Genomic DNA, 25,025 nt, shown 5'->3' with positions numbered 1-25,025 from the left:
GACTTGGAAAACCGCCCTCCCCTTTCTTCACCCCGCGGGGGGAGGCAACCTCTGCACACCTTTACCTGCAGCGCCGATATAATCCACAGTGATCCTATCCGCCCAATTGTTCAAATATCATCTCAAGATTGACGAAGGACCCGTGACTCTTGACCGAAAGTGAGGGACAGCCAGCCCCGGACGTTCACTTCTTCTTGAGAAGCCACTCGAGAAACAACCCCAGCGCCAGGAGGACCACGCCCGCGATGATAAACGTCGCCGACCTCCCGACCTCTATTTTCAAGACGGAGGCAAAGCGGGTAAAAAAGTTGATGGTGAGAAAAATGGCGCCCAACGTTATAAACGTCCTGTCCTTTTTTAACGCCCCGAAGACTACCGTCCCGATGTTCACCATGAAGAAGAGTATCGTAAAGAGGAGTATCTCCCTCGATCCCTCCGGCGGAGAGGGCCACAGCTTCGGGTCCCTGCCGAAAAGGGAGAGCATCCAAAATGAGCTGTTCATGAAAAAGAAGCCGATGAAGTAGTATATCCTGTCGAAGTGCTCGTATCTCTTGAGTCTCTCTCCAAACCGACCGAAAAGCTGGTCGTGGAGGAGGCCGACCAATATGACAATCGGGCTCGCTATTGCGATGTAGAGGTGGCTCCTTACCCCGCCCTTGATGAAAGGGAGCCACGCCCAGAACCCCCCGCCCACGCTGGCAAGGTAGGCGAAAAGCGAGAGCAAAGCCACCACCAGTATAAGCCTGTTATCGTAGAAGTAGGAGAGCGTGAAGTAGACTGCGGTGGCGATCAAGATGATGTATGAGAAGCCGGGAAGGGGCGCGCCGAACATCTTGTTTATGGACATGACATCGAGGCCCATGAGGACGGCGCCGGCAAGGAGGACGAACCCGCCGAATACGGGCGATTTGCCGCTCTCCCCCTCCTCTTCTTTCCCATCCCCGCGCTGCAGCCTGTTCCCCCAGAAAAATCCCCCGAGGGAGAGTACCGTGAGGATTACGGAAAAGAAAAACCACCAGCTGAAGATGTGTTCGAAAAAGAAAGAGACAAGCCCGAAGGCGAGGATAATCCCGCCCAGAATCATTATGTAGCGGATCGCCCGCTCACCGCCCTTGCTTCTTTTCTTTTCCGTAACCTTGTGAGTCGTTTCTTTTGTCATAACACACCGCCGATTATTTTTGAGATGCAAATCGCTTTTTTAAAACCGATTGCTTTTTTGCCCCCGGCCCGGGAGACGCTGAATCCCCCGATTACCGTATCCCCTAAATACCGCTCCTTATCGCTCATTTTTTGTATTGCCGTCAATCCTAACGGTGATCTCGGCCCTGATCCCTTTATCGACGCCGAAAAGCCTGGCCTCGACCTCTCCCACGGGATAAAGCCCCTCGATGAAGCCAAACCTCTTCAAGACCGACATGTCATCCTCCGATGACGGGTAAAGGCGCGCCGAAAGCTCCTTGAAGGCGGAAGGACAAGTCTTCATCGACTCCCATATGGGACCCGGCCTAGCCGTTAAGGTAATCCCCCGTTCCCTCTCCCTGAACTTCGACAAGATCGCCTCCTTAAGGGACAACCTGACGCTCCTTCCCTCCTCCATCCTCTCAATAAGCGCCTTAAGCGTATCGGCGCTGCTCCCGACAAAGAGCATTTTGTTGTAAAAGGTAAAGACCAGAAGCTCCGGCCCCAATGTTCCAGTCTCCACGATCGAGTAAAACTTCGGATCTCCGGTCTTGCTTTCGATTATTGCCCATCCGTTCTTCTCGGACACCTTGCTGATGACCTTTATCGCACCCGGCGGGGACTTGCCCCAGGCGACAAGGCCGGGACAGTTTCCGTCGCCTTCAACCACGGCCGCAGCAAAACCGTCAAATACCAAGTCAGATAGAGCGGAGAGCATAATCCCCTTTGAGGGAAAAGACCCCTTAAACACACCTTCCGGAAGGATCGACAAGTCATGCACCTTAACCAGTACCAGCTCGTCTTCCGTGATTTCGGGTTTTGGGAGGCCACCAGAGAAAAAACCGGCCCTCGATTTGCCGATTCCCCGATTATTGCCCCCCCTCGTCTCCAGCTCAACCACTATTTCACCGGCATTTAAATCATCTCCGCCTGTTTCATCAATGCGGGCGCCGAAGAGAAGGAGGTCGAACGAAAGATTGCTCTCGATCTCGGAAAGCACCTTCGAGGCGACCGGTGTCTCTCTCATCTCCTTGGAGTCGACAAATCCGAAGATACAAGGCCTTTCAAGATTATCCACCTTTCCCCTCGCCGAAATAAATCTCTCGTCCTCGCAAAGTCCCCCCCGCTTGCCTTCAAGGTGTCGGTCCGCGGCGATGTAGAAAAGCTCTTCTTTATCCGCGAGGATCAGCAGGTCGCCGTTAATCGTGTATACGATCTTATGGATGTCCCGGCTCTCCTCCCCATCACTGTCTATAACTATCTCCTTAACCTTAAGCCCCCGATACTTCGACTCCGTGACATATCGCTCCCCCGCAAAGAAGGTCGCCAGCCGCTCCATGAAGAGTATCTCCGGGTAGACCCTGGAGACAACTAGGTAGTCGAGTCTTTCTTTATCGGTTTCATCCATGTAAAATCCAACGGCGGACTCAAGCCCCATGAGATACATGACTATATCGAAGCTTATGTCCCTCCCTATATCCCCCTCCACCCCCCCGATCTCACGGGAGAACTCGTCCAGCACGGGCAAGGTAAGGAGGGAGGCGTATCCCCTTTCCCTGTAGTAGTCGGATCCCTTGAAAAGGTTCCAGGCGTCCCTAAGCCCCCGGGACTCGACGAATATCGTCTCCCCCCCGGGGAATACCCGCTCCACCTCGGTTATGGTGTAAGTCGGTTTTTCTGGCCTCAACAGCCTGAACAGGATTAGGGCCGAAAGGGCGATCCCGATTAATACCAAAAAGGAGAGAAATAGCCTCTTTGCCATACCGTCTTAACCTATAATGTTTGGATAAACCTAACGACGCGGGAATACAAATCTCCCGCCCGTTCCATCAGCTCAAAATAAAGGGTCTCCCCCGAAGTTTCTTCAGAAAACTCCGGGAGAGACCAAGTATGCTTATTCACGCTGCACGATCTTATTCGGCCGGGCCTATGACAAGGGTGTAGCGGGCGTCATTGTCGACGTCCTCCCTATCCAGCACAAAGGGCCTGTAGGTCACCGTCCTCCAGAGGTCAAACTGATCGTCGTAGTGGGGACTCATGAAGTTCCCCGAGATCCCGACGGGGATAACCCTCAGCGATTTTTTCATGTCCTGAAGGTCTATGATATACCTCATCGACGCGCCGTGGTAGATCTCCCAGGGGCTGTTCAGGCGATAGGGTTGGGGATCGACCGTTGCGATGCTCCCCCCCATTGGGGACGGCCCCACGTTCATAAAAAAGCCCATCAGCTTCGATTTTTTACCGAAGGCGTGATACATGGTGACGGTGTGAATCTCCCCCCACTTCCAGTCGTCGACGTTTTTTCCCATCTCCAATTCAAGATACGCCACGGCCTCCCTGAAGCTCTTCACGATGACGTCGTTTAAGCCCTCCACCTTATCTACGGTTGCCGGGTCGTCGAACCAGACCGACTCGCCCTTCGCGATCTCGTTTCTCAGGGTGTTCAGGACTACGTAGTTGTTCTTGAGGTACTCTTCGTAGAAGTCGTCCCCAATCCTGTTCTTGAAGGTGTTTTTGATCATGTTGTTTACGGTGGCGTGAAATATCGTCGACGCCCTGCTTGACGGTGTCGCCACGAAGTCCCACTCCTTGAGCTCGTTTAGGGCCGCCGTCTCTGTTTCGGTTAGCTTGACGCTGCTCAAAGCCTCGATAATGAGGATATTGGGCACCCAGTCCCTCGCCAAAACCACGAGGAAATCGGCGTGCATCTCCTGAAAGTCGGAAACGCCGAGCTTCTCTTTCTCCTCAATCATCTCTGAGATCCTTACGTACCTGTCCGGCACGGCGTAGTAGTTTGATATTACATATGGGTAGTCGTCCCCGACGTGCTTGTTGTTGGCCGTGACGATCCACCCCATGGACGGATTTCTGAGATGGGGCTGAATCTTCGTCGGGACGTATCCCCCCCACTCGTGGTTGCCGTCCCAGCCGGGAACCGGCAGCATCCCGTCAAAGCCCGTGCGGATCGGAATCCCCACCGACGCCCAGTAGCCCACGTTTCCCTGGTCGTCCGCGTAGATGATGTTCTGGCCGGGGCACTTGAAATACTCCACCGCCTTTTCCATGTCGTCTATGCTCTCGGCCCTGTCAAAATAATACATCGCCACGGGAACCTTGTTGAGCTCCGACGCCGTCCAGCGCATGGAGAGGGAGTGGCCCTCCTTCTCCTCGTAGTTGTTGACCTCGTCGATGATCGGGCCATGGCGGGTGAGTTTTACGTCGAACTTGACGTCATCTTTACCTTTTACCGCTATCGTCTTTTCCTGAACCTCCATATCCAGCCACTTCCCCATATACTGGTACTGGTTCGGGTTTTCGGGGTTTATCTTTTCAATATAGTAATCGGCGTCGTCCGCCATGACGTTGGTGAAGCCCCAGGCGACGTGCTCGTTCGCGCCCACAACGACGAGGGGGATGCCGGGGACCAAGACCCCCGACACGTTAAGATCGGGCGCAACAAGATGCGCCTCATACCAGATGCCCGGCGCCGCAAGCCCAAGGTGCATATCGTTTGCCAGAATCGGCATTCCGGTCTCCGACTTGACACCCGAGATGAGCCAGTTGTTGCTGACGCCGCCCCCCTCGGTTCCCAAGACCTCCCTGGCGAGGTTCATGGTCTTGAGGAATTCAAGGGAAGCGGTGCCCTTCGGTATTATTGTCGGCGCCCCGCTTACGTAGTCCGGAAAGAGGAGCTTCGCCTCATCCTCTCCCAGCTTTTCGATTATGGCGAGGTAGAGCATCTCCTTTCCGAAAGAACCGTTAAGGTCCCATGCCATAAAATAGTACGGAGCGATACAGTCGGAGGGCACCCAGTGCTCCGGCTCGTAACCGAGGAGCTTGAACTCTACGGTTAAGGGACCCTTGTGGTTGTCCAGGAAGTAATTGACACCCTCGGAAAAGGCCTCCAGGTTCGATTTTACCTCCTCCGGCATCTCTTCGTACATCCCCTCGACCGACTTTGCCGCGGTAATCGTTATGAAGAGCTTGTCTACCGGAACCAGAGATTCCCCCAAAATCTCCGAGAGTTTGCCCCTGATGGCGCGCCTTATCATGTCCATCTGAAACATCCTGTCCTGGGCCATCGCGTAGCCCAGGGCAAACGAGAGATCCCTCTCGTTCTCCGCATAGATGTGGGGCATCCCGTAGGAGTCCCGGATGATCTCCACCTTACCCTTTACCATCTCCGTCTTAATCTCCCCGTTGTACTCGGGAAGGGTCGATTTGAGATAGCCGTATGCCCCCACAAACACGATAACCACAAGAGCGAGAACAATAAAGACCAGCCACTTTACTACCTTCATAATTTCCTCCAATAAAAAAATGTGCCTAAAAAAAGCCTATAACTATAATCCCATTAAATTTCTATGCCGTCATTCCCAACTTGATTGGGAATCCAGATAGATATTTTTCTGGATTCCCGTTTACACGGGAATGACAGAATAGATGCTTAACTGGATTCCCGTTTTCCAAGGGAATGGCATTATACAATTATTTCCTCTTTGACCAGAAAACTATACCGTCATTCCCAGCTTGACTGGGAATCCAGAATAATATCACTCCTCCTACTTCAGCGGACTTTTTATATAACCCCATTTATCGCCCTTCTCCACGGGAGCCAGCCCCTCACTGAAATTCCCTACTTGATCAAACTGCGGCCCTATGACCATCCTCCCGGACTTGTCTATAAAGCCCCATTTAACACCGAGCACCACCGGCGCCAGACCCTCGGAAAAACCCCAGCCGTTACCAAACTGCGGACTTATTACCTGTCTCCCGGCCCTGTCTATATAGCCGTACTTTTTGCCGATTATCACCGGCGCCAGCCCCTCGCTGAAATTGAAAGCGGCTTCAAGATTTGGAGCTACGGCGTACTTCCCGGTCTTGTCTATGTATCCCCACTTGCCCCCCGTCTCCACAGCCGCAAGGCCCTCGCTGAAACCCTTTGCCCATTCAAACCGCGGATTCACAAGGTACCTTCCCGTCTTGTCCACGTAACCCCATTTGCCCCCCATCTCCACCGCCAGAATTCCCTCGCTGAAGTCCATAACCTCATCGGTATAGTCAAACTGCGGTTCTATGACGATCTTCCCGGTTTTATCTATATAGCCGAACCTTTCCCCAATCCTTATGAGCGCCATACACTCGTCGAAAGAGTTTGCGTATTCAAACCTTGGACTCAAGACAATCGCAAACTTTCCGGTCTTATCTATATAACCATCCTTATCCCCCAACCGCACACGCGCCAGACCGCAGCTGAAGTTCTCGGCATAATTGAACTGGGGGTTTATAATATATATTCCGGTCCTGTCTATGTATCCCCACTTGCCCCCTGTATTTACCGCCGCAAGTCCCTCGCTGAAACCCCAAACCTCGTTAAACTGCGGCCTTGCCACATAGTTACCGCTCTTGTCTATGAAGCCGCACTTGCCCCCCGTTTTTACAACGGCCAGGCCTTCGTTGAAACCGGAGGCCTCGTCAAACTGCGGATTTATTACATACTTCACCTCCCCGGCGCCGGAAAGCATGGGCGCAAGGGTAAAGGCCGTTGCCAAGACAAGAATCGACAAAAACAAAAACCTCTTCATGATTTCCTCTTGCAAATAAGATTACCCGATAAAGCTTATAATTGTTCTTAAAATGTTTTTCTGGATTCCCGCTTTCGCGGGAATGACAGAATAGTTGTTTCACAGGATTCCCGTTTCACAAGGAAACAATATACCGTCATTGCCAACCCAATTGAAAATTTATATCGTCATTCCCAACTCGATTGGGAATCCCGATAGAAATCACTCCCCCTACTTAAGCGGGTGCTTTATGTAGCCCCACTTCCCCCCGACCAATACCGGCGCCAGCCCCTCGCTGAAGCTCCCGGCGTCTTCTTCGAACTGCGGCTCTATGACGTATTTGCCGGTCTTATCGATATATCCCCATTTGCCGTCTATTTTCACCGCCGCCAGCCCCCCACTGAAATCCCTCACGGCGTCAAACTGCGGCTTTACCGCCTGTATACCATTCTTGTCGATGAAGCCGACCCGATCTCCGATCACCACAACCGCCATCCCCTCCTTGAAGCTCCTGGCGTTGTATTCGTACTTCGGGGCGATAACATACTTCCCGGTCTTGTCGATGTAACCCGCCCTGCCCTTGACCTCCACCTTCGCCAGCCCCTCGGAGAAGCTCTCTGCCTGGTCAAACTGGGGATTTATAACGCAGCTTCCCGTTTTGTCGATGTAGCCGAACTTCCCCGCAAGCTCCACCACCGCCATCCCCTCGCTGAAGTCCCCGGCCCAGTCGTACTCGTTCCTTATTACGAAGCCGCCGGTCCTGTCGATAAACTCCCACCGAAACCCCGTCATGACCCTCGCCAGTCCCTCGCAGAAATCGGAGGCCCCTTTAAACTTCGGCTCGATGACGTAATTCCCCTTCTTGTCGATGTAGCCCCATTTCCCCTCGATCTTCACCCACGCCAGCCCCTCCTTGAAATCCCCGGTCTTGTCGAAGATCGGCTCGATTACCTCCTTCCCCTTTTTGTCGATGTATCCGTACTTCTTGCCCGCCTTTATCCTCGCCATGCCGTCCTTGAAATCACAGACCCATTCAAACTGCGGCTTTATGACGACCTCTCCGCTCTTGTCGATGTAGCCCCATTTAATCAATTTGCCGCCTATCTTCACAAAGGCCAGCCCTTCGCAGAAGCCTCCGGCCTTGTCGAATTGCGGGGCTATCACACACTTCACGGTCTCGGCTTCGGAGAACAGGGGTGTAACCGCAAGGGCGGTCAACAAAACAACTGCAGTAAAAAACAGTGTTCTTTTCATTTTTTAAACCTTGATTTTGCTAAGAAATGCGGCCCGAACCTTATTGTATAGGGGACATTCTAAAATCATAGCCGCCGAAAGTCAATAATTATTCCATAAATGTAAAATCACCCGTTCACTTTCTTGTCTGGATAAAACTACGACAAATCACTCCCCCTTTCTCTCAAATACTCCCCAAAAACAAACTGTTTTGAATATCCCGTTTCCCTTGACACATTAAGCTACGGGGAGTATAATTCCATTTTTACAGATGATTAATCGAAAAGAACGTCCGAATATGCCGAAAGACCCGCAAAATCAATCACCGAATCAATCACCGAAGCAATCACCGAAGCAATCACCGAAGCAATCGCCGGAGAGATTTTACATCAACCTCTGCCTCCACTTCCACCAGCCCCACTTCCAGCTTCAGGCGGTCAGGGACGAGGTCTTTGCCAACTGCTACTACCCTATGATTGAGATGCTCGAGGGGAAGGGGGGAAACGTCGACGGGTTGAAGCTGAACTTTCATATATCCGGCCCCCTGATAAACTACGCCTCCCGCCGCGAGATGGATTTCCTTAACCGGATGAAGACCCAAGTGGACACCGGCAAGGTGAAGATCGTCGGGGGACTTATAGACGAGTCGTTCCCCCAGCTCTCCTCCAGGATGGACGATACCCACTTCCAGATGGTAAGATACGGCATCGCCACCGACAGGTTCTTCGGCGTTCCGGCAAGCGAGTGGGACGGCTTTCACATCGTAGAGAGGGAGGTGGGAGAAATCCTCCTCTACCAGCTCTCTACGGGGATGGAGGATCTGGGGGCGCTTCCCATCTACTACCTCGACGTGGAGACCTTCTTCACCTCCGATATCGCCTCCTCGGACGAGGAGGGGAACCTGAGCCTCAAACACTTCGGGGTGGTCGACCCCGCCCTCCAGTCCACCATGCCCTACTTCAAGGAGGATGCCCTTTTTACGGTGTACCGTGATGAGATAATGGGAAAACCCTTTTTCGTGGCCCCCATCCACAGCGAGCTGCGCTATTTCCTCCTGAAGAGGCGCCCCATCTTCGGCCCTGACCCCACCTTTACGCCTACTGAGTACCTTGATATGATTCGCAGAAAGGCGATGGTGGCGGCGGACCTCATAAAGAAAAAATCGAACAAGGACACGCCCCCCCTCATGTTCATCTTCAACGACGCGGAGCTCTTCGGCCAGTGGAGCAAAGACCCTGCGGCCGACCGGGAGTGGATGGAGGAGTTCTTCAGGATCGTTGCCGAATCTGAGGACACATCCTTTACCACGTTGAGGGAATATTTCGAGAGGTACGGCTACATAGACACATACCCGATGAAGACAAGCACCAGCTATCAGGAGTTCGAGAGCTGGACGATGAAGCGGGGAATCAGGGGAGTCACCTTCGGCGACCCGAAGCTGAGAAGGGTAATCTCGTGCCTGAGGGACCTCGAAAAGGCCCAGGAGCGGGTGGAAAAGGTCGTCCTCGAGCGGGTGACGAAAGAGCTCGAGAACAAGGGAGGCAGCTCCCACATCCTTATGTCGGAGATCACGCCGAGGGTCCTCTCGGCCAGGAACAGGTACGATTTTATCAGGATATTTCTGGCGGAGTATTACGACGAAAACATCCTGAAGGCCTACGACCTGATCCACACCATAAGAAACATCACCTATCAGGAAGACCCCCGCTGGGCCTCCCGACATCCGAACTTCGGCTCATGCACATATTACGACCTGACGGGCCTCGCCTACATCGCAGTTGCGGACAGGCTTGCGGACTACCTCCTCTCCGAGATCACCGAGACATGGGGGCTGTTTCCCCGGACGACCATGGAGATCGTGGACTGGGACTACGACGGAAACGACGAGGTTGTCATCAACACCGACCAGCAATACCTTGTCATATCGAAGGTCGCGGGAACGGTCATCCACCACCAGATACACTCCCCCTACTTCAAGGGGATGAACTTCAAGAAGATACTCGCCTCCGCCGAGACCCTCGTAACGGAGATGCCGATGTTTCCGGCAACCGGCTTTTACAGCCAGTGCCTCATCCACACGGAGCCGGACAGCGAGCTGAGGGTCTTCCTCGAGGACGATTCCCGGGTCGAGTACTGCCGCGACGCCTACAGGGCGAACCTCGCATTCAAGAACGACTCCGGAGAGCTTACCATAGCGGCCTCTTTCGACTACGAGATATTCGAGCTTACAGACTACTCGGTGAACGGGGAGAAGCTCACGGTCACCGTCGAGGCCACCCAGGACCTCGACTTCGGCGACGGAAAGAGGCTTCCCGTATCCCTCAAGAAGACCTTTATCATATTCGACGACGAGTTTCACGTCAAGTTCACCGTGACCAAGCTGAAGGACGAAAAAGACCCGATTTGGGACAAGGTCCTGTTCATGCCGGAGCTTGTGAACTCCGTCACCCCCGCCGACGACATCGACGGGGTGCTCGAATCTTTCGTCAAGATAAACGGAAGCGACATAGAAAAAAAGATAGCCCTTAACTATCAGGTAACCGATTTCCCGAAAAACGGCGGCTTTGCCCAGAGGGACATCACGGAGACCATTTTCCTGCCGGATGAGCTCAAGTACGTCCTGACGATAAAGACCCCCCTATACGGCAGCTTCTACGACATCCACACCTATCGATTCATGGACAAGACCTCAAGGCTGATGGAGGACATGGCGATCTCCCCCGCAGTTCACCAGTTCTACAAGGACTTCGTCTTCGAGGACCACTCCCGTCTGGGTTACCACCAGTCCGGGGCGAAGATAACCCCGATCTTCAAGCTCTCGAAATCGGCCTCAACGGAATTTACGATCTCCCTTACGAGGGAGATCGTTGAAATAGGCTCCAGCCCAAACATCAGAGAAGGGGGAATATCCCTTATCAGTTACAGCGGGAGGTAGAGTTGAAGCGCTCCCGACCTCGACGGACGGCACATGTCGCCTTTCTCTGGCACATGCACCAGCCCTCGTACAAAGACCCGAAAACGGGAAGGTTCCTCCTCCCCTTCGTCAGGCTCCACTCGGCGAAGGGGTATTACGATATGGTTCGCCTGGCTCTAGAATACCCGGAGATGAGGATGAACATAAACCTCGTTCCGTCCCTCATCTCCCAGATTGCCGACTACACCGAAGAGCCTTTCGACTCAAAAAAAGACTTTTATGTCGACCTCGCGCTCAAAAATCCGGCCGATCTGACGCTCCAGGAGAGGGTATTCATCATCAGGAACTTCTTCATGAACCGCTGGGAGACACAGGTCAATCCGTATCCCCGTTACCGGGAGCTCCTGGTCATCCGGGGGAACAACCCTGACGGGGAGAATCCGGAAATCCTCGCCTCCCGGTTCTCCGACCGGGACATAGCAGACCTCCAGGCCCTCTTCAACCTGACGTGGTGCGGTTACTTCATGAGGAGGCAATACGACGGGATAAAAGGGCTCATTGAGAAGGGAATGGATTTCACCGAGGGGGACAAAAAAACCATCATCGAGGCCCAGATCGATGTGATGAAAAGCCTGATCCCCCTCTACAAAAGGGCCTCGGACGAGGGGATGGTGGAGCTTACCACAAGCCCCTATTATCACCCGATCCTCCCCCTTCTCATCGACACGGATTCAGCCATGAGGGCGATGCCGGACGTATCGCTGCCGGGTAGGTTTTCGAGCGTCGAGGACGCAAGGGATCAGGTTGAGCTGGGATTTCGATACTTCGAGGAAAAGGTGGGGATAAGGCCCAGGGGGCTGTGGCCCCCGGAGGGCTCAGTCTCCCCGGAGATTATTCCCGTCATCGACTCCCTCGGGATTGAGTGGATGGCAACGGATCAGGATGTCCTCCTCAACTCCCACATTGAGGGGGGCAAGGGGGACAAGAGGCCCGACATCTATGCGCCTTATAAAGCCACCCACGAGGGGAGCAGCGTGAACGTCGTCTTTCGGGACAGGAGGCTTTCGGACCTTATAGGCTTCTCTTATGCCAGCAACGACCCGGAGAAGGCCGCCGCCGACTTCATAAGGCAGATAAACAGGATCGTGGAAAAGAGGGGGGGCGCCCCAACCCTCATATCCGTGATCCTAGACGGCGAAAACCCGTGGGAGGGGTATATGGACGGCGGCGAGGGCTTCTTAAGGGGAGTATACGAGGCGCTGACGGGAAGGGACGGATCGATCCCTGCCTGGCCCACGACGATCGGGGAGTATATCGACAAGAACCCTCCTGCAAAGACCATTGACCGCCTCCACTCCGGCTCCTGGATAAACCACAACTTCGGGGTCTGGATAGGACACCTGGAGGACAACAGGGGGTGGGACATGGTCTCCCTTGCCAAAAAACACCTCGTAGAGATCGAGGAGAAAGGCGGGATTGATGCCCTGCCGGAGAGTTTAAAGGCCGCCAGGGACGCCCTCTATACCGCCGAGGGGAGCGACTGGTTCTGGTGGTTCGGCGACGATTTTCACACCGATCTCACAGACGAGTTCGACTCCCTATTTAGGGAAAACCTCAAGAGCGTCTTTCGCCTGACGGGAGCGGAGCCCCCGGACATCCTCTCCTACCCCATATCGGGAAAGGCGAGGGATTTCGATGTAATCCCACCGGTCGGATTCATAGAGCCGAACGTCAACGGGAAAATAGACGACTTTTACGAGTGGGCGGACGCAGGGAAGTACGAGTGCAACCCAATCATGGGCACCATGTTCGGCGGGAGGTCGATCGTGGAAAGCCTCCACTTCGGTTTTTCCCTCGAAAACCTTTACGTAAGGCTGGACATCGTGGACACCGCCCTCTTGGACGAGGGGTTCGGGGTGGCGTTTCACGTCAGGGGCGAAAGGTTGTTCAAGATAGAATTCCCGCTGAGGAGGGGTATGGATAAATACAGGCTCTCCTCCCGCATTGACGATGGGGAGTATCAAATAATAGGAGAGGCTGACACCGTCGGGGTCGACTCGGTGGTCGAGTTTTCCGTCAAGTTCTCGTCCCTGGGCCTCAAGGAGGGAGACTCTTTCGACTTTTACCTCAAGATCACGACGGACGGCATAGGGTTGGCCCGCTATCCCCGGCGGGGGGTACTCACCCTCAAGGTTCCGGGGAAAGACTTCGAGATGATAAACTGGAGCGCTTAGATGGGAGTAAATCTGATAATCGGGATTCACAACCACCAGCCGGTGGGGAATTTCCCCTGGGTCATCGAGGGCGCCTACGAGCGCTCCTACAACAAGTTCCTTGATCTTTTGATCAAGCACCCGGAGATAAGGCTCACAATCCACAACACCGGGCCGCTTCTGGACTGGATCGAGGCCAACAGGCCGGAGTATATCGAGAAGCTTAAAACCCTCGCAGCGAGAGGGCAAGTGGAGATAATGGGGGGTGCCTATTACGAGCCGGTAATCCCGATCATCCCGGAGATCGACGCCGTAAGGCAGATCGATAAGATGTCGAGTTATATAAAGAAAAACTTCGGCAGACACCCGAACGGGATGTGGCTGGCGGAGAGGGTCTGGGAGCCGACGGTGCCCCGCATAACCGGCCCGGCGGGGATAAAATATACCCTTCTCGACGACACCCATTTCCGCTATTCGGGCTTGTCTGGCGAAGAGCTCTTCGGCTACTACATAACGGAAAACTCTGGACATACGCTGGCGGTCTTTCCCATCGACAGGGGCCTGAGATACGCCATCCCCTTCGAGGATGTGGAGGAGACGATCACGAGGCTCAAGGAGGTCGCCGAGTCGAAGCCGGGGGCCGGCATTGTATACGGCGACGACGGGGAGAAGTTCGGGGTCTGGCCCGGGACATACGAGTGGGTCTTCGACGGGGAGTGGCTCGAAAAATTTTTTGCGGCCCTGAAAGAAAACTCCAACTGGATAAACCTGATGACCTTCTCCGAGTATATGGAGAAATACCCGCCTGCGGGGAGGGTCTACCTCCCCACGGCCAGCTATCAGGAGATGACCGAGTGGGCGCTTCCCCCAAGGGCGATCCTGAGCTACAAGGGAGTGATGAAAAGGGTGGAGGATTCGGGATTTAGGGAAGAAGCCCGGCCGTTCATCAGAGGGGGATTTTTCAACAATTTTTTGGCCAAGTACCCGGAGTCGAACAACATGCACAAGAGGATGCACCACGTAAGCAAAAAGCTACAGTCTCTGATTGCCGACGCCGCCGATGGAAAGAAGGCCGTCCCTAAAAAGGAGCTTACAAAAGCCTACGATTACCTGATGGCCTCCCAGTGCAACTGCGCCTACTGGCACGGCCTCTTCGGGGGGCTTTATCTTAACTACCTCCGCCACGCCGTCTTCGAGAACCTCATAAGGGCGGAGAGGCTCATCGACTCAAAAGACCTCCCTACGCTGGAGGTCACCGACATAAACGCCGACGGCATGGACGAAATCCTTATCGGGACCGAGTTGTTCACCGCCTACATCTCCCCGGCGGAGGGGGGAACCCTCTACCACCTCGACCTCAGGGACTTCAACTTCTGCCTCACTAACACCCTCTCCCGCAGGTTCGAGGCCTACCACGAAGAGGCGAAACAATCGATAAAAGACGAGGGGTCGGAGGGGGACGCCCCGGCCTCCATCCACGACAGGATCGTCGTCAAGGAGGAGGGGATATTCGACCTCCTCACCTACGACAGAAACAGGAGATACTCCTTCATCGACCGGGTCTTCTCCGCACCCCCCACGGTCGAGCAGCTTGTCAAAGAATCGTACGTGGAAACGGGCGACTTCTCCGGCGGCCTCTACAAAGTCGAGAAGTGCGGCGCCGGGAAGGAGTCGGTCAAGGTCTCCCTAAAAAAGAGGGGAGAGATTAAAATATCTCAGGAACCGTTTCCTATCGAGATAAAAAAGGTGTATAATGTGGATGTCGGGGGGCCGTCGTTTAATGTAAAATACAGGCTGACAAGCTTAGGCGGCGGGGAGTTAAAGCTCTTCTTCGCCCCGGAGCTGAACTTCACACTGCTGGGGGGCGAAGACCCGATGCGGTATCTTACGCATCCTGGCGGCGAAAAGATTCTCTTAAGGGAGCGGGGCGAGATAAAAGGCGTAGACCGGTTCTCCCTCGTAAACGAGTACGACGGTTTTGAGGTCTCGATACAAACGGCAGAGCCCGTGGACCTCCTCTACTTCGGCGTGGAGACGGCGTCCCAGTCGGAGGGGGGGCTCGAGAAAACCTATCAGGGGAGCGCGCTGATGCCGATCTTTCCGGTCACCCTTCGGCCGGGGAGGGAGTATAATCTGGGCGTTACCATTTCCGTTTCAAGGCTGTCTGGAATGAGAAAGGGGGAAACAAAAAATTGAAAGAAAGTAAAAAAACTAAAGCCGGTGGGGCATTTACCTTCGTCCTCCACTCTCACCTGCCATACGTCCTGTTTCACGGACAGTGGCCCCACGGGACCGACTGGCTATTCGAGGCGGCGGCGGAAACCTACGTCCCGCTGCTCAACGTCTTTAACCGCCTCGTTTCCGAGGGGATTATGCCCAAGGTAACTATCGGGATAACCCCGATATTAGCCGAGCAGCTTGCCTCCCAGATATTCAGGGACAGCTTCACATCGTATCTCGAAGACAAGATCGAGACCTCCAAAAACGACGTCGAGGACTTCGGCAGGAGGGGGGAGCTCGGCCTCAAACATATCGCCGAGGGATGGAGGGTGTTCTACACTGAGATCCTTACGAGCTTCAGGGACAGGTATAAATCCAACATAGTGGGGGAGTTTGCGAGGCTCCAGGATGAGGGGGCGATAGAGATAATCACCTGCGCCGCCACTCACGGCTATCTCCCACTTTTGGGATACGACAGGGCCGTTCGGGCCCAAATTCGATTGGGCGTAGAGAGTTACAAAAAGCATTTCGGGAGGCCCCCCTCCGGCATCTGGCTTCCGGAGTGCGCCTATCGGCCCTCCTACTTCTGGGAGTTCCCGGTGGAGGGGATGGGGCAGGGATACAAGAGGGCGGGCGTCGAGGAGGTCTTGAGCGAGGAGGGGATCGACTACTTCATCATCGACTCCCATCTCCTCGAGGGGGGGAAGGCGATCGGGGCCTACCTCGACCGGTTCGGGGGACTGAGGGAGATATGGGAGCGGTTCGCCTCGGAGTACAAGGAGACAAAGGTGGACGAACCCCGCACCCCCTACGAGCCTTACATGGTCGTATCCCCCGGAGGAGACACTACGGACAAGGGGGCCGCGGTCTTCACCCGGGATCCTAAGACGGCCATAGTCGTCTGGAGCGGAGAGCACGGCTACCCCGGGGACGGCAACTACCTCGACTTTCACAAGAAACACTTCCCAGGCGGAAACCGCTACTGGAAGGTCACCGGCCCGAAGGTGGATCTCGGAGACAAGGAGGTATACAATCCGGACATCATCCCGGAGAGGGTAAAGGAGAACGCCTCCCACTTCGTGAGTCTCGTTAAGGGAACGCTGAAAAATTTCAGGGACAATTTCGGCAGGCCGGGGATAATCACCGCCCCCTACGACACGGAGCTGTTCGGCCACTGGTGGTTCGAGGGGCCGAACTTCATATACCACGTGCTGAGAGAGATCTCGGAAGACCCTGACGTCGGGCTCACGACCCTCTCCGAATACTGCAGCGATCACCCCCCGGAAAAGGCGATCTCCCTTCCGGAGGGGTCTTGGGGCGAGGGGGGATTTCATTGGATATGGTTCAACGACTGGACCCGCTGGACGTGGAAGCATATCTACGAGGCGGAGTGGAAGATGATCGAGCTTGTGGACACCTGCGTTGACACGAAAGACCCGGGCCTGAAAAGGGTTTTGAACCAGATGGGGAGGGAGCTTCTTCTTATGGAGAGCTCCGACTGGCAGTTTCTGATCTCCACATGGGCGGCCAGGGACTACGCGGAGATGCGCTTCTCGGAGCACTTCAACGATTTCAAGAAGCTTTTGAGGATCGCGGAGTTGATAGTCGGAGGCAATGAGCCGACCACCGGGGATTGGGAGCTTCTTGGGGATCTTGAGAAGAAGGACACCCCGTTTCCCGATCTCGACTTCTCCCTATGGGAAGAGAAAAAAGGAGGGGATTAATGCCGGAGCTGAGGAAAGACCCGATAGTGGAGAGGTGGGTAATCATATCCACGGAGCGGGGAAAGAGGCCCATCGACTTTATGGAGGAGAACAACGAGCGAAAGGGGGGATTCTGCCCCTTCGATCCCGGAAACGAGGACAAGACGCCCAGGGAGATCATGGCGTTCAGGGAAGGGGGAACCGCCCCGAACAGTACCGGCTGGTCGCTGAGGGTTGTCCCGAACAAATTCCCGGCGCTGGTCGTGGAGGGAGACCTCGACCGGAGCGGAGACGGCCTCTACGACAAGATGAACGGCGTGGGCGCCCACGAAGTCATCATCGAGACGCCCAACCACGACGAGGACTTGGCCGATATGCCCCTGAACAGGGTCACCGACGTGATGGTCGCCTACAAGGAAAGGATAAGCGACCTGAAGAAGGATTTGCGCTTCCGCTTCGTCATGGTCTTCAAGAACCAGGGGAGCGTCGCGGGGGCGTCCCTGGAGCACTCTCACAGCCAGCTTATCGCGTTGCCGGAGGTGCCCAGCAGGCTGGAGAGGGAGATAGAGGGGGCAAGGCGCTACTACTCCTACAAGGAGCGGTGCATCTTCTGCGACATTGTCTCCCAGGAGCTCTCCCAGAGGGCAAGGCTGGTGTCGGAAAACCCGATATTCGTTGCCATAGCCCCGTACGCGCCCCGCTTCCCCTTCGAGACGTGGATACTGCCGAAGAAACATATGCCCCGCTACGAGGAGGGCGACAGAGAGACGTATGAATCCCTGGCGCAGATAATGTCGGAGACGCTGAGACGGCTCAAAAAATCCCTGAAAGACCCCCCCTTCAACTACATCCTCCACACCTCGCCCTTCAACGACCCCCACACCGGCGACGTGAGCCAAATCTATCACTGGCACATCGAGGTGATGCCGAGGGTGACCAAGGTCGCGGGCTTTGAGTGGGGATCGGGCTTCTACATAAACCCCACACCCCCTGAGGACGCCGCCCGCTTTTTGAGGGAGGTACAGTTATGAAGATAGCTATCGTATCTCCCGAGGCGGTTCCCTTCGCCAAGACGGGCGGCCTTGCGGACGTCGCCGGGGCGCTGCCCGCAGAGCTTTCCGAGATGGGACACGAGGTCAGGCTCATCATACCGAAATACAAGTCCGTCGTTGAAAAGGGATTCGAGTTGAAGAGGGTCAACGGGGAACTGTCAATCCCCCTGGGGGAAAGGACGGAAAAGGGGGGCGTTCTCGAAACGGCCCACAACGGCGTCAAAGTTCTCCTTATCGAGAACGACTGGTTTTTCCTGAGAGACGAGCTCTACCGGGACGCCAAAACTGGGGCCGACTACCTTGACAACGCGTCGAGGTTTGTCTTTTTCTCCCGAAGCGTCCTCGAGGCCTTAAAGCTCACCGATTTTAAGCCGGACATAATCCACGTCAACGACTGGCAGACGGCCCTGATCCCCCTTTATCTGAAAAGCCTGTACAGGGACGACGCCTATTTTAACAAGACATCTTCGGTGCTGACCATCCACAACCTCGGCTATCAGGGACTCTTCTGGCATCACGACATGCCCCTTGTCGGCGTTGGCTGGGAGCACTTCACCCCGGAGGGGATCGAGTTCTACGACAAGATAAACTTCCTAAAGGCGGGGATAGTCTTCGCCGACGTGATAAACACCGTGAGCGAGAGGTACGCCGAAGAGATACAGACGGCGGATGACGGGTTCGGCCTCGACGGCATCTTGAGGAAGAGGGAAAAAGACCTCTTCGGGATCGTAAACGGTATAGACACCGAGGAGTGGAACCCTGAGACGGACAAACTCATCGCCAAAAACTACTCGGCAAAGGACACCTCGGGGAAGGCCGAGAACAAAAAGGTCCTCCTGAACGAATTTTACCTCCCCGAGAAGATGGACACCCCATTGATCGGGATAATCTCCCGGCTGGCCGAGCAAAAGGGCTTCGACATCCTCGCGGAATCGATGCAAGAGCTCATGTCGATGGAGCTTATGATGGTAATCCTCGGCACCGGGGAGAAGAAGTTCCACGAGCTTCTGACCACCCTCGGAAAGAAGTACCCCACAAAGCTGGGCGTTAAGCTTGCCTACGACAACCGCCTGGCCCATCTCATAGAGGCGGGATCAGATATGTTCCTCATGCCATCCCGTTACGAACCGTGCGGACTGAACCAGATGATGAGCATGCGCTACGGCACGGTGCCGGTGGTAAGGGCGACCGGAGGCCTGGATGACACCATCATCGAGTTCAACGAGAAGGACGGGAAGGGAAACGGCGTCAAATTCGCCGACTATGACGCCCCCTCCCTGACGGCCGCCGTAAAGAGGGGGCTTTCCCTCTTCGGGAAGGGCAACCTCTGGGGAAAGATGGTGAAAAACGGCATGGCGGCCGACTTCTCCTGGCGGGCCTCGGCAAAAAAATATGAGAAGCTGTACATGAGGGCGATAAAGAAGACCTCCCTTGCCGATTCGGCAGTATAGAAGGACTTACCTTTAAGAGAAAGGCACCAAGATGACGGACATCCGGTCCCTTAAGATTGCCGGGGCCTTGCAGAGATTTCCCGAGCCCGTTTTTGTCACGGACGGCGAGGGATTCGTCCTGTATATCAATCCCGCATCCGAGAATCTGATCGGATACTCGTCAAGCGAGATCCTGGGACTCCCCCTGTTCAGGTTTGTGTCGGAGGGGGACAAGGGAGTCCTCAAAGATTCTCTTTTAAAGGTCATCTCCGAGGAAGGCCCTTCGACCATTAGCCTCCTCCTTTTAAAGAAGGACGGGGAGGAGCTACGGGTAAGCTTTTCCCTCTCCCCGATATTCGCCGACGAGGGGGAGGAAGAGGGGGAAAGGGCCTGTCTCTTCTTCGCAAAGGGGGTTTCACCCATTACTCTTTCCGCCACGGATAAAAGCCTGTTTGACTTTCTGGTATCCACCCTCAACGCCCTCAAGGAGGGGATAGTCGTCACCGACCTGAAGGGTGTCATCTTATATGCCAATCCGAGGATGGAGTCTATCTTCGCCTCCACGCCCAATGGGCTGTCAGGATTGAACATCAGGGCCTTGCTCGTCTCCGATGGAGGGGATGATCTCTTCTCGAAGATCATAGATAGAGAGAGAGGGGGCGGCTGGGAGGGAGAACTCGTTGCGCTGAAAAGGAGCGGTAAAAAGGTCAACATCAGGATTGCAACCCTAATCGTCAGGGACAACAACGGAAATATATCCTTTATAATATTTCTGATCCACGATATAACAAAAGAGATGGAGATGCGAAATGAGATGATCCACATCAACAAGGAGCTCTCCGTCCTCTATGCAATATCCACCACCCTCTCCGAATCGATAGAGCTCGATGAGCTGCTGAACATAAGCCTTTCCAAGGTGCTGAAAGTTATGGGGATGGATAAGGGGATTGTAAGGATCGCCGATATGGAGAGGGAGGATCTGGCGCTGAAGGCCCACATGGGCATCTCCCCCGAATACATCGAGAGATACGAGCATATGCCCATGGAGGGGAGCGTCTCGGGAAGGGTGGCAAAAACGGGGGTCCCGTATCTGGCAGACAAAGAAACCGACAGCGATCCCGAAAAGGATGTGGCCCTGATGCAGGAGGGGCTTCGCCAGGTTATCATAATACCGCTCCGTTCCAAGGACAGGACTCTGGGCACGATGTCCGTGGGGGGCTACAACCCCCGCACGTCGACCTTTCAGGACATAAAGCTCCTCACCTCCATCGGGAGCCTCTTCGGTGTGGCAATAGAAAACTCCCTCATCTTCGAGAGGGCGGATATGCTCGCAAAGGAGAAGGCGGTCAAGGTCGTTGAGCTGACTCTCCTCTCCGACCTCTCCCACGCCCTCATGACAACAATAGAGCTGGACAGACTACTCTATATCGTCCTTACAACGGTGACCATGGGCGAGAGCTTCGGATTCAACAGGGCCGCCCTCTTTCTCGTAGACGAGAACGAAAAGGCAATCGTGGGAAGGATGGGGGTAGGGCCGATAAGCATGGAAGATGCCGGGAGGATATGGTCGGAGCTGGAGAGGGAAAAATACCAGCTTCAGGAGCTGGTCGAAAGGGGATTTAAGGAGCACGGATCGGCCGATGCGATTCAAAACAGGATCTTGAGGAAGATAAATATACCCCTGAGCCGCAGCGATGACGTAATTGTAAAATCGCTCAAGGGAAACAGGCCGATAATCGTCCGCGACATAGAGAACAATCCCCACGTGGACAAAAGGATGACCAGAATCCTGATGGGGGACAGGGAGTTCGCCTGCGTCCCGATCGTCGCCATGGAAAGACCCCTGGGAGTGCTTCTGGTGGACAACGTCTTTAACAGAAAACCGATTGTCGAGGAGGACGTAAATCTCCTGTGGGCGTTCGCAAACCAGGCGGGACTCGCCATCCAGAACTCGATGATGTACACGAACCAGGCGAAGATCAACCGCGAGCTTAGAGAGGCCCAGGCCAAGCTCCTCCAGCAGGCGAAGCTGGTGGGGCTAGGCGAGATGGCCACGGAGGTAGCCCACGAGATAAGAAACCCTCTCGTCTCCATCGGTGGATTTGCAAGAAAGCTCTCGGAGCAGGCAGGGGAGGACAACAAACTCAAAATGTACAGCGACATTATAGTGAAAGAGGTTTTGAAGCTCGAGCACACCCTTCTGAATATCCTGTCTCTGCCGAAGGACATACCGCCGAGCTTTGAGGAGGTGGACCTGAACTCCATCATCCACGACACACTGAACCTCGTAGAAGACGATCTGATGCCCAGGGGGATCGAGATGGAGATTCACCTCGAGGAATCTCTCCCGATAATCGAGGCGGACGGTGCCCAGATGAGGCAGGTATTTTTGAACCTCTTCTACAACGCGATTCAGGCGATGAGAAACGGGGGGAGCCTCGGCGTTGCCACCTCCGCCGAAGATATCTCCGGCAAAAAATACGTAAAGGTCGTAGTCAGCGACACCGGAGAGGGGGTCCCCGCGGAGATAATAGGAGAGATCTTTAAGCCCTTCTTCACCACGAAGAGCTCCGGCACGGGATTGGGTCTTGCAATAACCCACAAGATCGTCACAAGCCACGGCGGAAATATTGACATTATCAACAAACCCGAGGGCGGCGCGTCCTTCATCGTTGAAATCCCCGTAAGGCGGTCGAGCAGAGGCTGAATATCCTGTCAAAATGAAAACTTAAAAAGGACACATGGAAAAAGGGAACAGACACTACACCGATGAGGAGATAACCGGCTCAAACATCGTATTCCACGACGAGTTCGACGCCGAAATCTACGACTGGAAGTGGGGCAAACAGTACGGGATCGAGGAGATGGAGAGGATCGTCTCCGATTACCGCACATACCTAAAGGGGGAGCTGGGGAGGATCGAGAAATACCTCGACGTCGGATGCGGAACGGGGGCCGCGGTGGCAAACCTCTCCCTCTTTAACAAAATAGGGGAGGCCCACGGCTCCGACATATCGATGGGTATGCTCAAGGTATGCGGGAAAAACGCGGCTGGCGCCGGCGGCAGAGTAAGGCTGACCCTTTCAGACGCCCAGAGGCTCCCATACAAGGACGAGAGCTTCGACTTCATCACCTGCCACGCCATCCTCCACCACGTCCCGCACCCGGAGGCGGTCATGAAAGAGGTCTTCCGGCTTCTGAAACCGGGGGGGAGGGCCCTCGTCTTCGAGCCGACAAGACACGGCACCGAGCTGGTCTTCAAGATAATGCGCTACACCTGGGGCATCCCCTACACGATCAGGGAGCGGCTTAAGGGGAAAAAGCCGATCTGGGTTTTGGAGGAGAAGTACGTGGAGACCCTCGATTCGCCCGTGGATATCACCACGTTTCATCCCAAGGAGCTTCGGAAAATCGTCAGGGATATACCCTTCGCCGAGGCCGATGTCACCACCTACGGTTTTCTTGGGAACCTCATGAAATTCTTCGCCCACTCCTTCAGGAAAATCAGGCCGATAAAGCTCGCCCTTGACTGTATCATAAAAATCCTCTCCCGGCTGGACGAGGGAATCCTGAAGAAGATTGTCCCGGAGACCCTCTACTTTCAGGCCGTGATCTACGTAAAAAAGTAACGAAAATGGAAAAGACCTTCTCGATAACGGATATACTTCGTGCATACTTCTCATCGCTTCCGGAGGGGGTGCGGGCGAAGTTTGCCATAGGAGAAAGGAGCGACCCGGAATCTCTGGCAAAGGGGTGGGAGGGCGCCCTCATAACAGACGGGGAGGATGGAATAATCGAGTCGTTTCGTTACTATAGGGTATTGAGGGAGATAAGCGCCGAGGAGGAGCTTCGCCTCTCCTACAACGACACGGAGGCCGGAATATACCCCTTCGTGGTTAGGTCGATACTTGACATGTTCGACGAAAAGAGAAGGGACGGCCTTTTGAAAGAAGCCGGGTGCAAATCGGCGGACGGCCTTGTCGAATCGATGAAAGAATCGAGGTCTTTGAGAAACTCCTTCAGGCTGACCTTTCTCGAAAACATCGGCGGCCCCGTCCTCTCGTTTCTCTACTCGATGGTCTACTTGATGGGATTCTCGTCCGGGGGGGAGGCCTCGTTTCTGACTAGGGTCTTCCCCACAGTCAGGGGATGGAAGGGCCACATCCTGGACGCCGGAGGTGGGTCGGGATTCGCCGGGCTTATGATCGCAACGAGGGGGAAGACGACCTATATCGATTTTTCACCCTTTAGGGCAAGGCGGGCCGCGGCCGTTTCCGATATGTCGATAAGGAACGAACGATTCTTCAAAGACATCCTCGACCTAATTGACCTCGAATCGGACACCTTCGGCCTGAAGCTTGACAGAAGCCTTATTCCCGATCTGACAGGAGAGATCGAGGGAAACCTCCGCCACGAGTCGGGGGATCTGATCTCTCTGTCGAAACAGCTCGGCCCCTTCGATGGGGCGATAGTGACCGATGTGCTGGAGCACACAACGGACCCCGAAGGCGTTCTCACCGAGGTGGCAAACAGTCTAAGGCCCGGCGCGCCCCTCATACTCACCGTCCCCACGGAGGCGAATGGAATAGGCCAAAGGGCGATGGAGTACCAAAGCGGCCTCACCTTCCCGTTTCTACTGCATATAAGGTTCTTCTCGGATGAAAAAATAGAGAAGATGGCCGAAAAGGCCAGGTTAGAACTGGTCGAGCTCAACCACTTTTCCCACATAAACGACCCCCCTTCGGATCCGATCCCCATGGAGGTAATGGCGCTGTTAAGAAAGAGATGAAATTTTCCAGAATTACGAGAAAATTTCCATTGTCTATAATATTTCATATCGCAATTTATTACATTTTTCGACCATTTTTCCCCCTTGCCTAATACTATTTTCTTGACATAGACAGTCCACTGAAGTGATAATATAGAAGTGGAGTAGTTATATTTTTAGTCAGGAGAACAAAAATGAGAAAAGTGAAATACGTAAATATTGCCGTAATTGCGGCCCTCCTCCTGCCGGCTATCTTCCTTTCGGTAACCGATGTCAGCGCGGGTGAAATTGCAAGCGGATACCTTTATCCGGGGCAATCATCACCCAAGTATAGTTTTCTCGCCCCAACAGGTCGTGAAACTATCACATTTTACGGCCCTCCAGGAGCGACGTTTGGAGTAGAATTAAGAGGACGTGCAGATAATGCATTGGGGAATTATCAACTTATTAATTCTACTTCAATAGTCCTGACAGGCGGAGGACAGTTCTATTTTATTGTATACTCAATAAACGGACAGGGAAACTGGAGCGCGTATTGGTAGAATGTTTATGGGGCATTACGGCAAACAGCCTAACGGCCTAAAAAATGGGGGGTATTTCCCCCCTTTTTTTTCTTCTTTTTTACCCTTTTCAATTCAAGATCACCAAGGATTTTCCCCTTCGAATATACTTACTTCTCCCCGACAATCTTTAAAAACCTTGACATAATTTAAAGTAATTGTTAATATATGCCCGATTATTTGAAAAAG

15 protein-coding genes are annotated in these 25,025 nt (G+C 54.3%); 10 read left to right on the top strand and 5 right to left on the bottom strand.

The features are described from left to right. Positions 1-184: 184 nt before the first annotated feature. The 5 genes from JW984_09010 to JW984_08990 form a co-directional block, all read right to left on the bottom strand. Positions 185-1,159: a hypothetical protein gene (locus JW984_09010; protein ID MBN1573319.1), complete on the bottom strand. Its 975-nt coding sequence runs from the start codon at positions 1,157-1,159 to the stop codon at positions 185-187. A gap of 117 nt (positions 1,160-1,276) precedes the next feature. Then, positions 1,277-2,941 carry a hypothetical protein gene (locus tag JW984_09005; GenBank protein ID MBN1573318.1) on the bottom strand — a complete coding sequence of 555 codons (1,665 nt, stop codon included), beginning with the start codon at positions 2,939-2,941 and terminating at the stop codon, positions 1,277-1,279. A gap of 151 nt (positions 2,942-3,092) precedes the next feature. Continuing rightward, on the bottom strand, positions 3,093-5,480 hold the full coding sequence (locus JW984_09000) for a penicillin acylase family protein (protein MBN1573317.1): 2,388 nt from the start codon (positions 5,478-5,480) through the stop codon (positions 3,093-3,095). 261 nt (positions 5,481-5,741) lie between these two features. Beyond that, complete coding sequence (locus JW984_08995; GenBank protein ID MBN1573316.1) at positions 5,742-6,764, bottom strand: WG repeat-containing protein; 1,023 nt, start codon at positions 6,762-6,764, stop codon at positions 5,742-5,744. 210 nt (positions 6,765-6,974) lie between these two features. Further along, entirely contained in the window at positions 6,975-7,997 is a 1,023-nt protein-coding gene (locus JW984_08990; GenBank protein ID MBN1573315.1) for a WG repeat-containing protein, read from the bottom strand. Positions 7,998-8,274: 277 nt separating this feature from the next. On the opposite strand from JW984_08990, the gene JW984_08985 reads away from it, so the two are divergent. The 10 genes from JW984_08985 (at position 8,275) to JW984_08940 (ending at position 24,818) form a co-directional block, all read left to right on the top strand. Beyond that, positions 8,275-10,911: a hypothetical protein gene (locus tag JW984_08985; GenBank protein ID MBN1573314.1), complete on the top strand. Its 2,637-nt coding sequence runs from the start codon at positions 8,275-8,277 to the stop codon at positions 10,909-10,911. Between the two features lie 2 nt (positions 10,912-10,913). After that, a complete protein-coding gene (locus tag JW984_08980) occupies positions 10,914-13,124 on the top strand; it encodes a hypothetical protein (GenBank protein ID MBN1573313.1) in 2,211 nt (736 codons plus the stop codon). Continuing rightward, positions 13,125-15,299 (top strand): DUF1926 domain-containing protein, encoded by a 2,175-nt coding sequence (locus tag JW984_08975; GenBank protein ID MBN1573312.1) that lies wholly within the window; start codon positions 13,125-13,127, stop codon positions 15,297-15,299. It abuts the gene before it with no gap. Beyond that, positions 15,296-17,047, top strand: coding sequence for a DUF1957 domain-containing protein (locus JW984_08970; GenBank protein ID MBN1573311.1), 1,752 nt, complete (start codon positions 15,296-15,298; stop codon positions 17,045-17,047). Before JW984_08975 ends, JW984_08970 begins: the two co-directional genes overlap by 4 nt. Continuing rightward, on the top strand, positions 17,047-18,057 hold the full coding sequence (gene galT / locus JW984_08965) for a galactose-1-phosphate uridylyltransferase (protein ID MBN1573310.1): 1,011 nt from the start codon (positions 17,047-17,049) through the stop codon (positions 18,055-18,057). Before JW984_08970 ends, galT begins: the two co-directional genes overlap by 1 nt. After that, complete coding sequence (gene glgA / locus JW984_08960) at positions 18,054-19,529, top strand: glycogen synthase GlgA (GenBank protein MBN1573309.1); 1,476 nt, start codon at positions 18,054-18,056, stop codon at positions 19,527-19,529. The genes galT and glgA overlap by 4 nt, the downstream gene beginning before the upstream one ends. 31 nt (positions 19,530-19,560) lie before the next feature. Further along, positions 19,561-22,215 (top strand): PAS domain S-box protein, encoded by a 2,655-nt coding sequence (locus tag JW984_08955; GenBank protein ID MBN1573308.1) that lies wholly within the window; start codon positions 19,561-19,563, stop codon positions 22,213-22,215. A gap of 34 nt (positions 22,216-22,249) precedes the next feature. Further along, the gene (locus JW984_08950; GenBank protein MBN1573307.1) at positions 22,250-23,137 is read left to right on the top strand and encodes a methyltransferase domain-containing protein; all 888 of its coding nucleotides are present in this window, start codon (positions 22,250-22,252) and stop codon (positions 23,135-23,137) included. A gap of 5 nt (positions 23,138-23,142) precedes the next feature. Beyond that, positions 23,143-24,297: a class I SAM-dependent methyltransferase gene (locus tag JW984_08945; protein ID MBN1573306.1), complete on the top strand. Its 1,155-nt coding sequence runs from the start codon at positions 23,143-23,145 to the stop codon at positions 24,295-24,297. Positions 24,298-24,470: 173 nt separating this feature from the next. Further along, positions 24,471-24,818 carry a hypothetical protein gene (locus tag JW984_08940; GenBank protein ID MBN1573305.1) on the top strand — a complete coding sequence of 116 codons (348 nt, stop codon included), beginning with the start codon at positions 24,471-24,473 and terminating at the stop codon, positions 24,816-24,818. Positions 24,819-25,025 lie beyond the last annotated feature (207 nt).

Origin of the sequence: Candidatus Zymogenus saltonus (assembly GCA_016929395.1) — a bacterium.
Taxonomy (GTDB): domain Bacteria; phylum Desulfobacterota; class Zymogenia; order Zymogenales; family Zymogenaceae; genus Zymogenus; species Zymogenus saltonus.
This window is presented reverse-complemented; position numbering and strand designations above follow the sequence as displayed.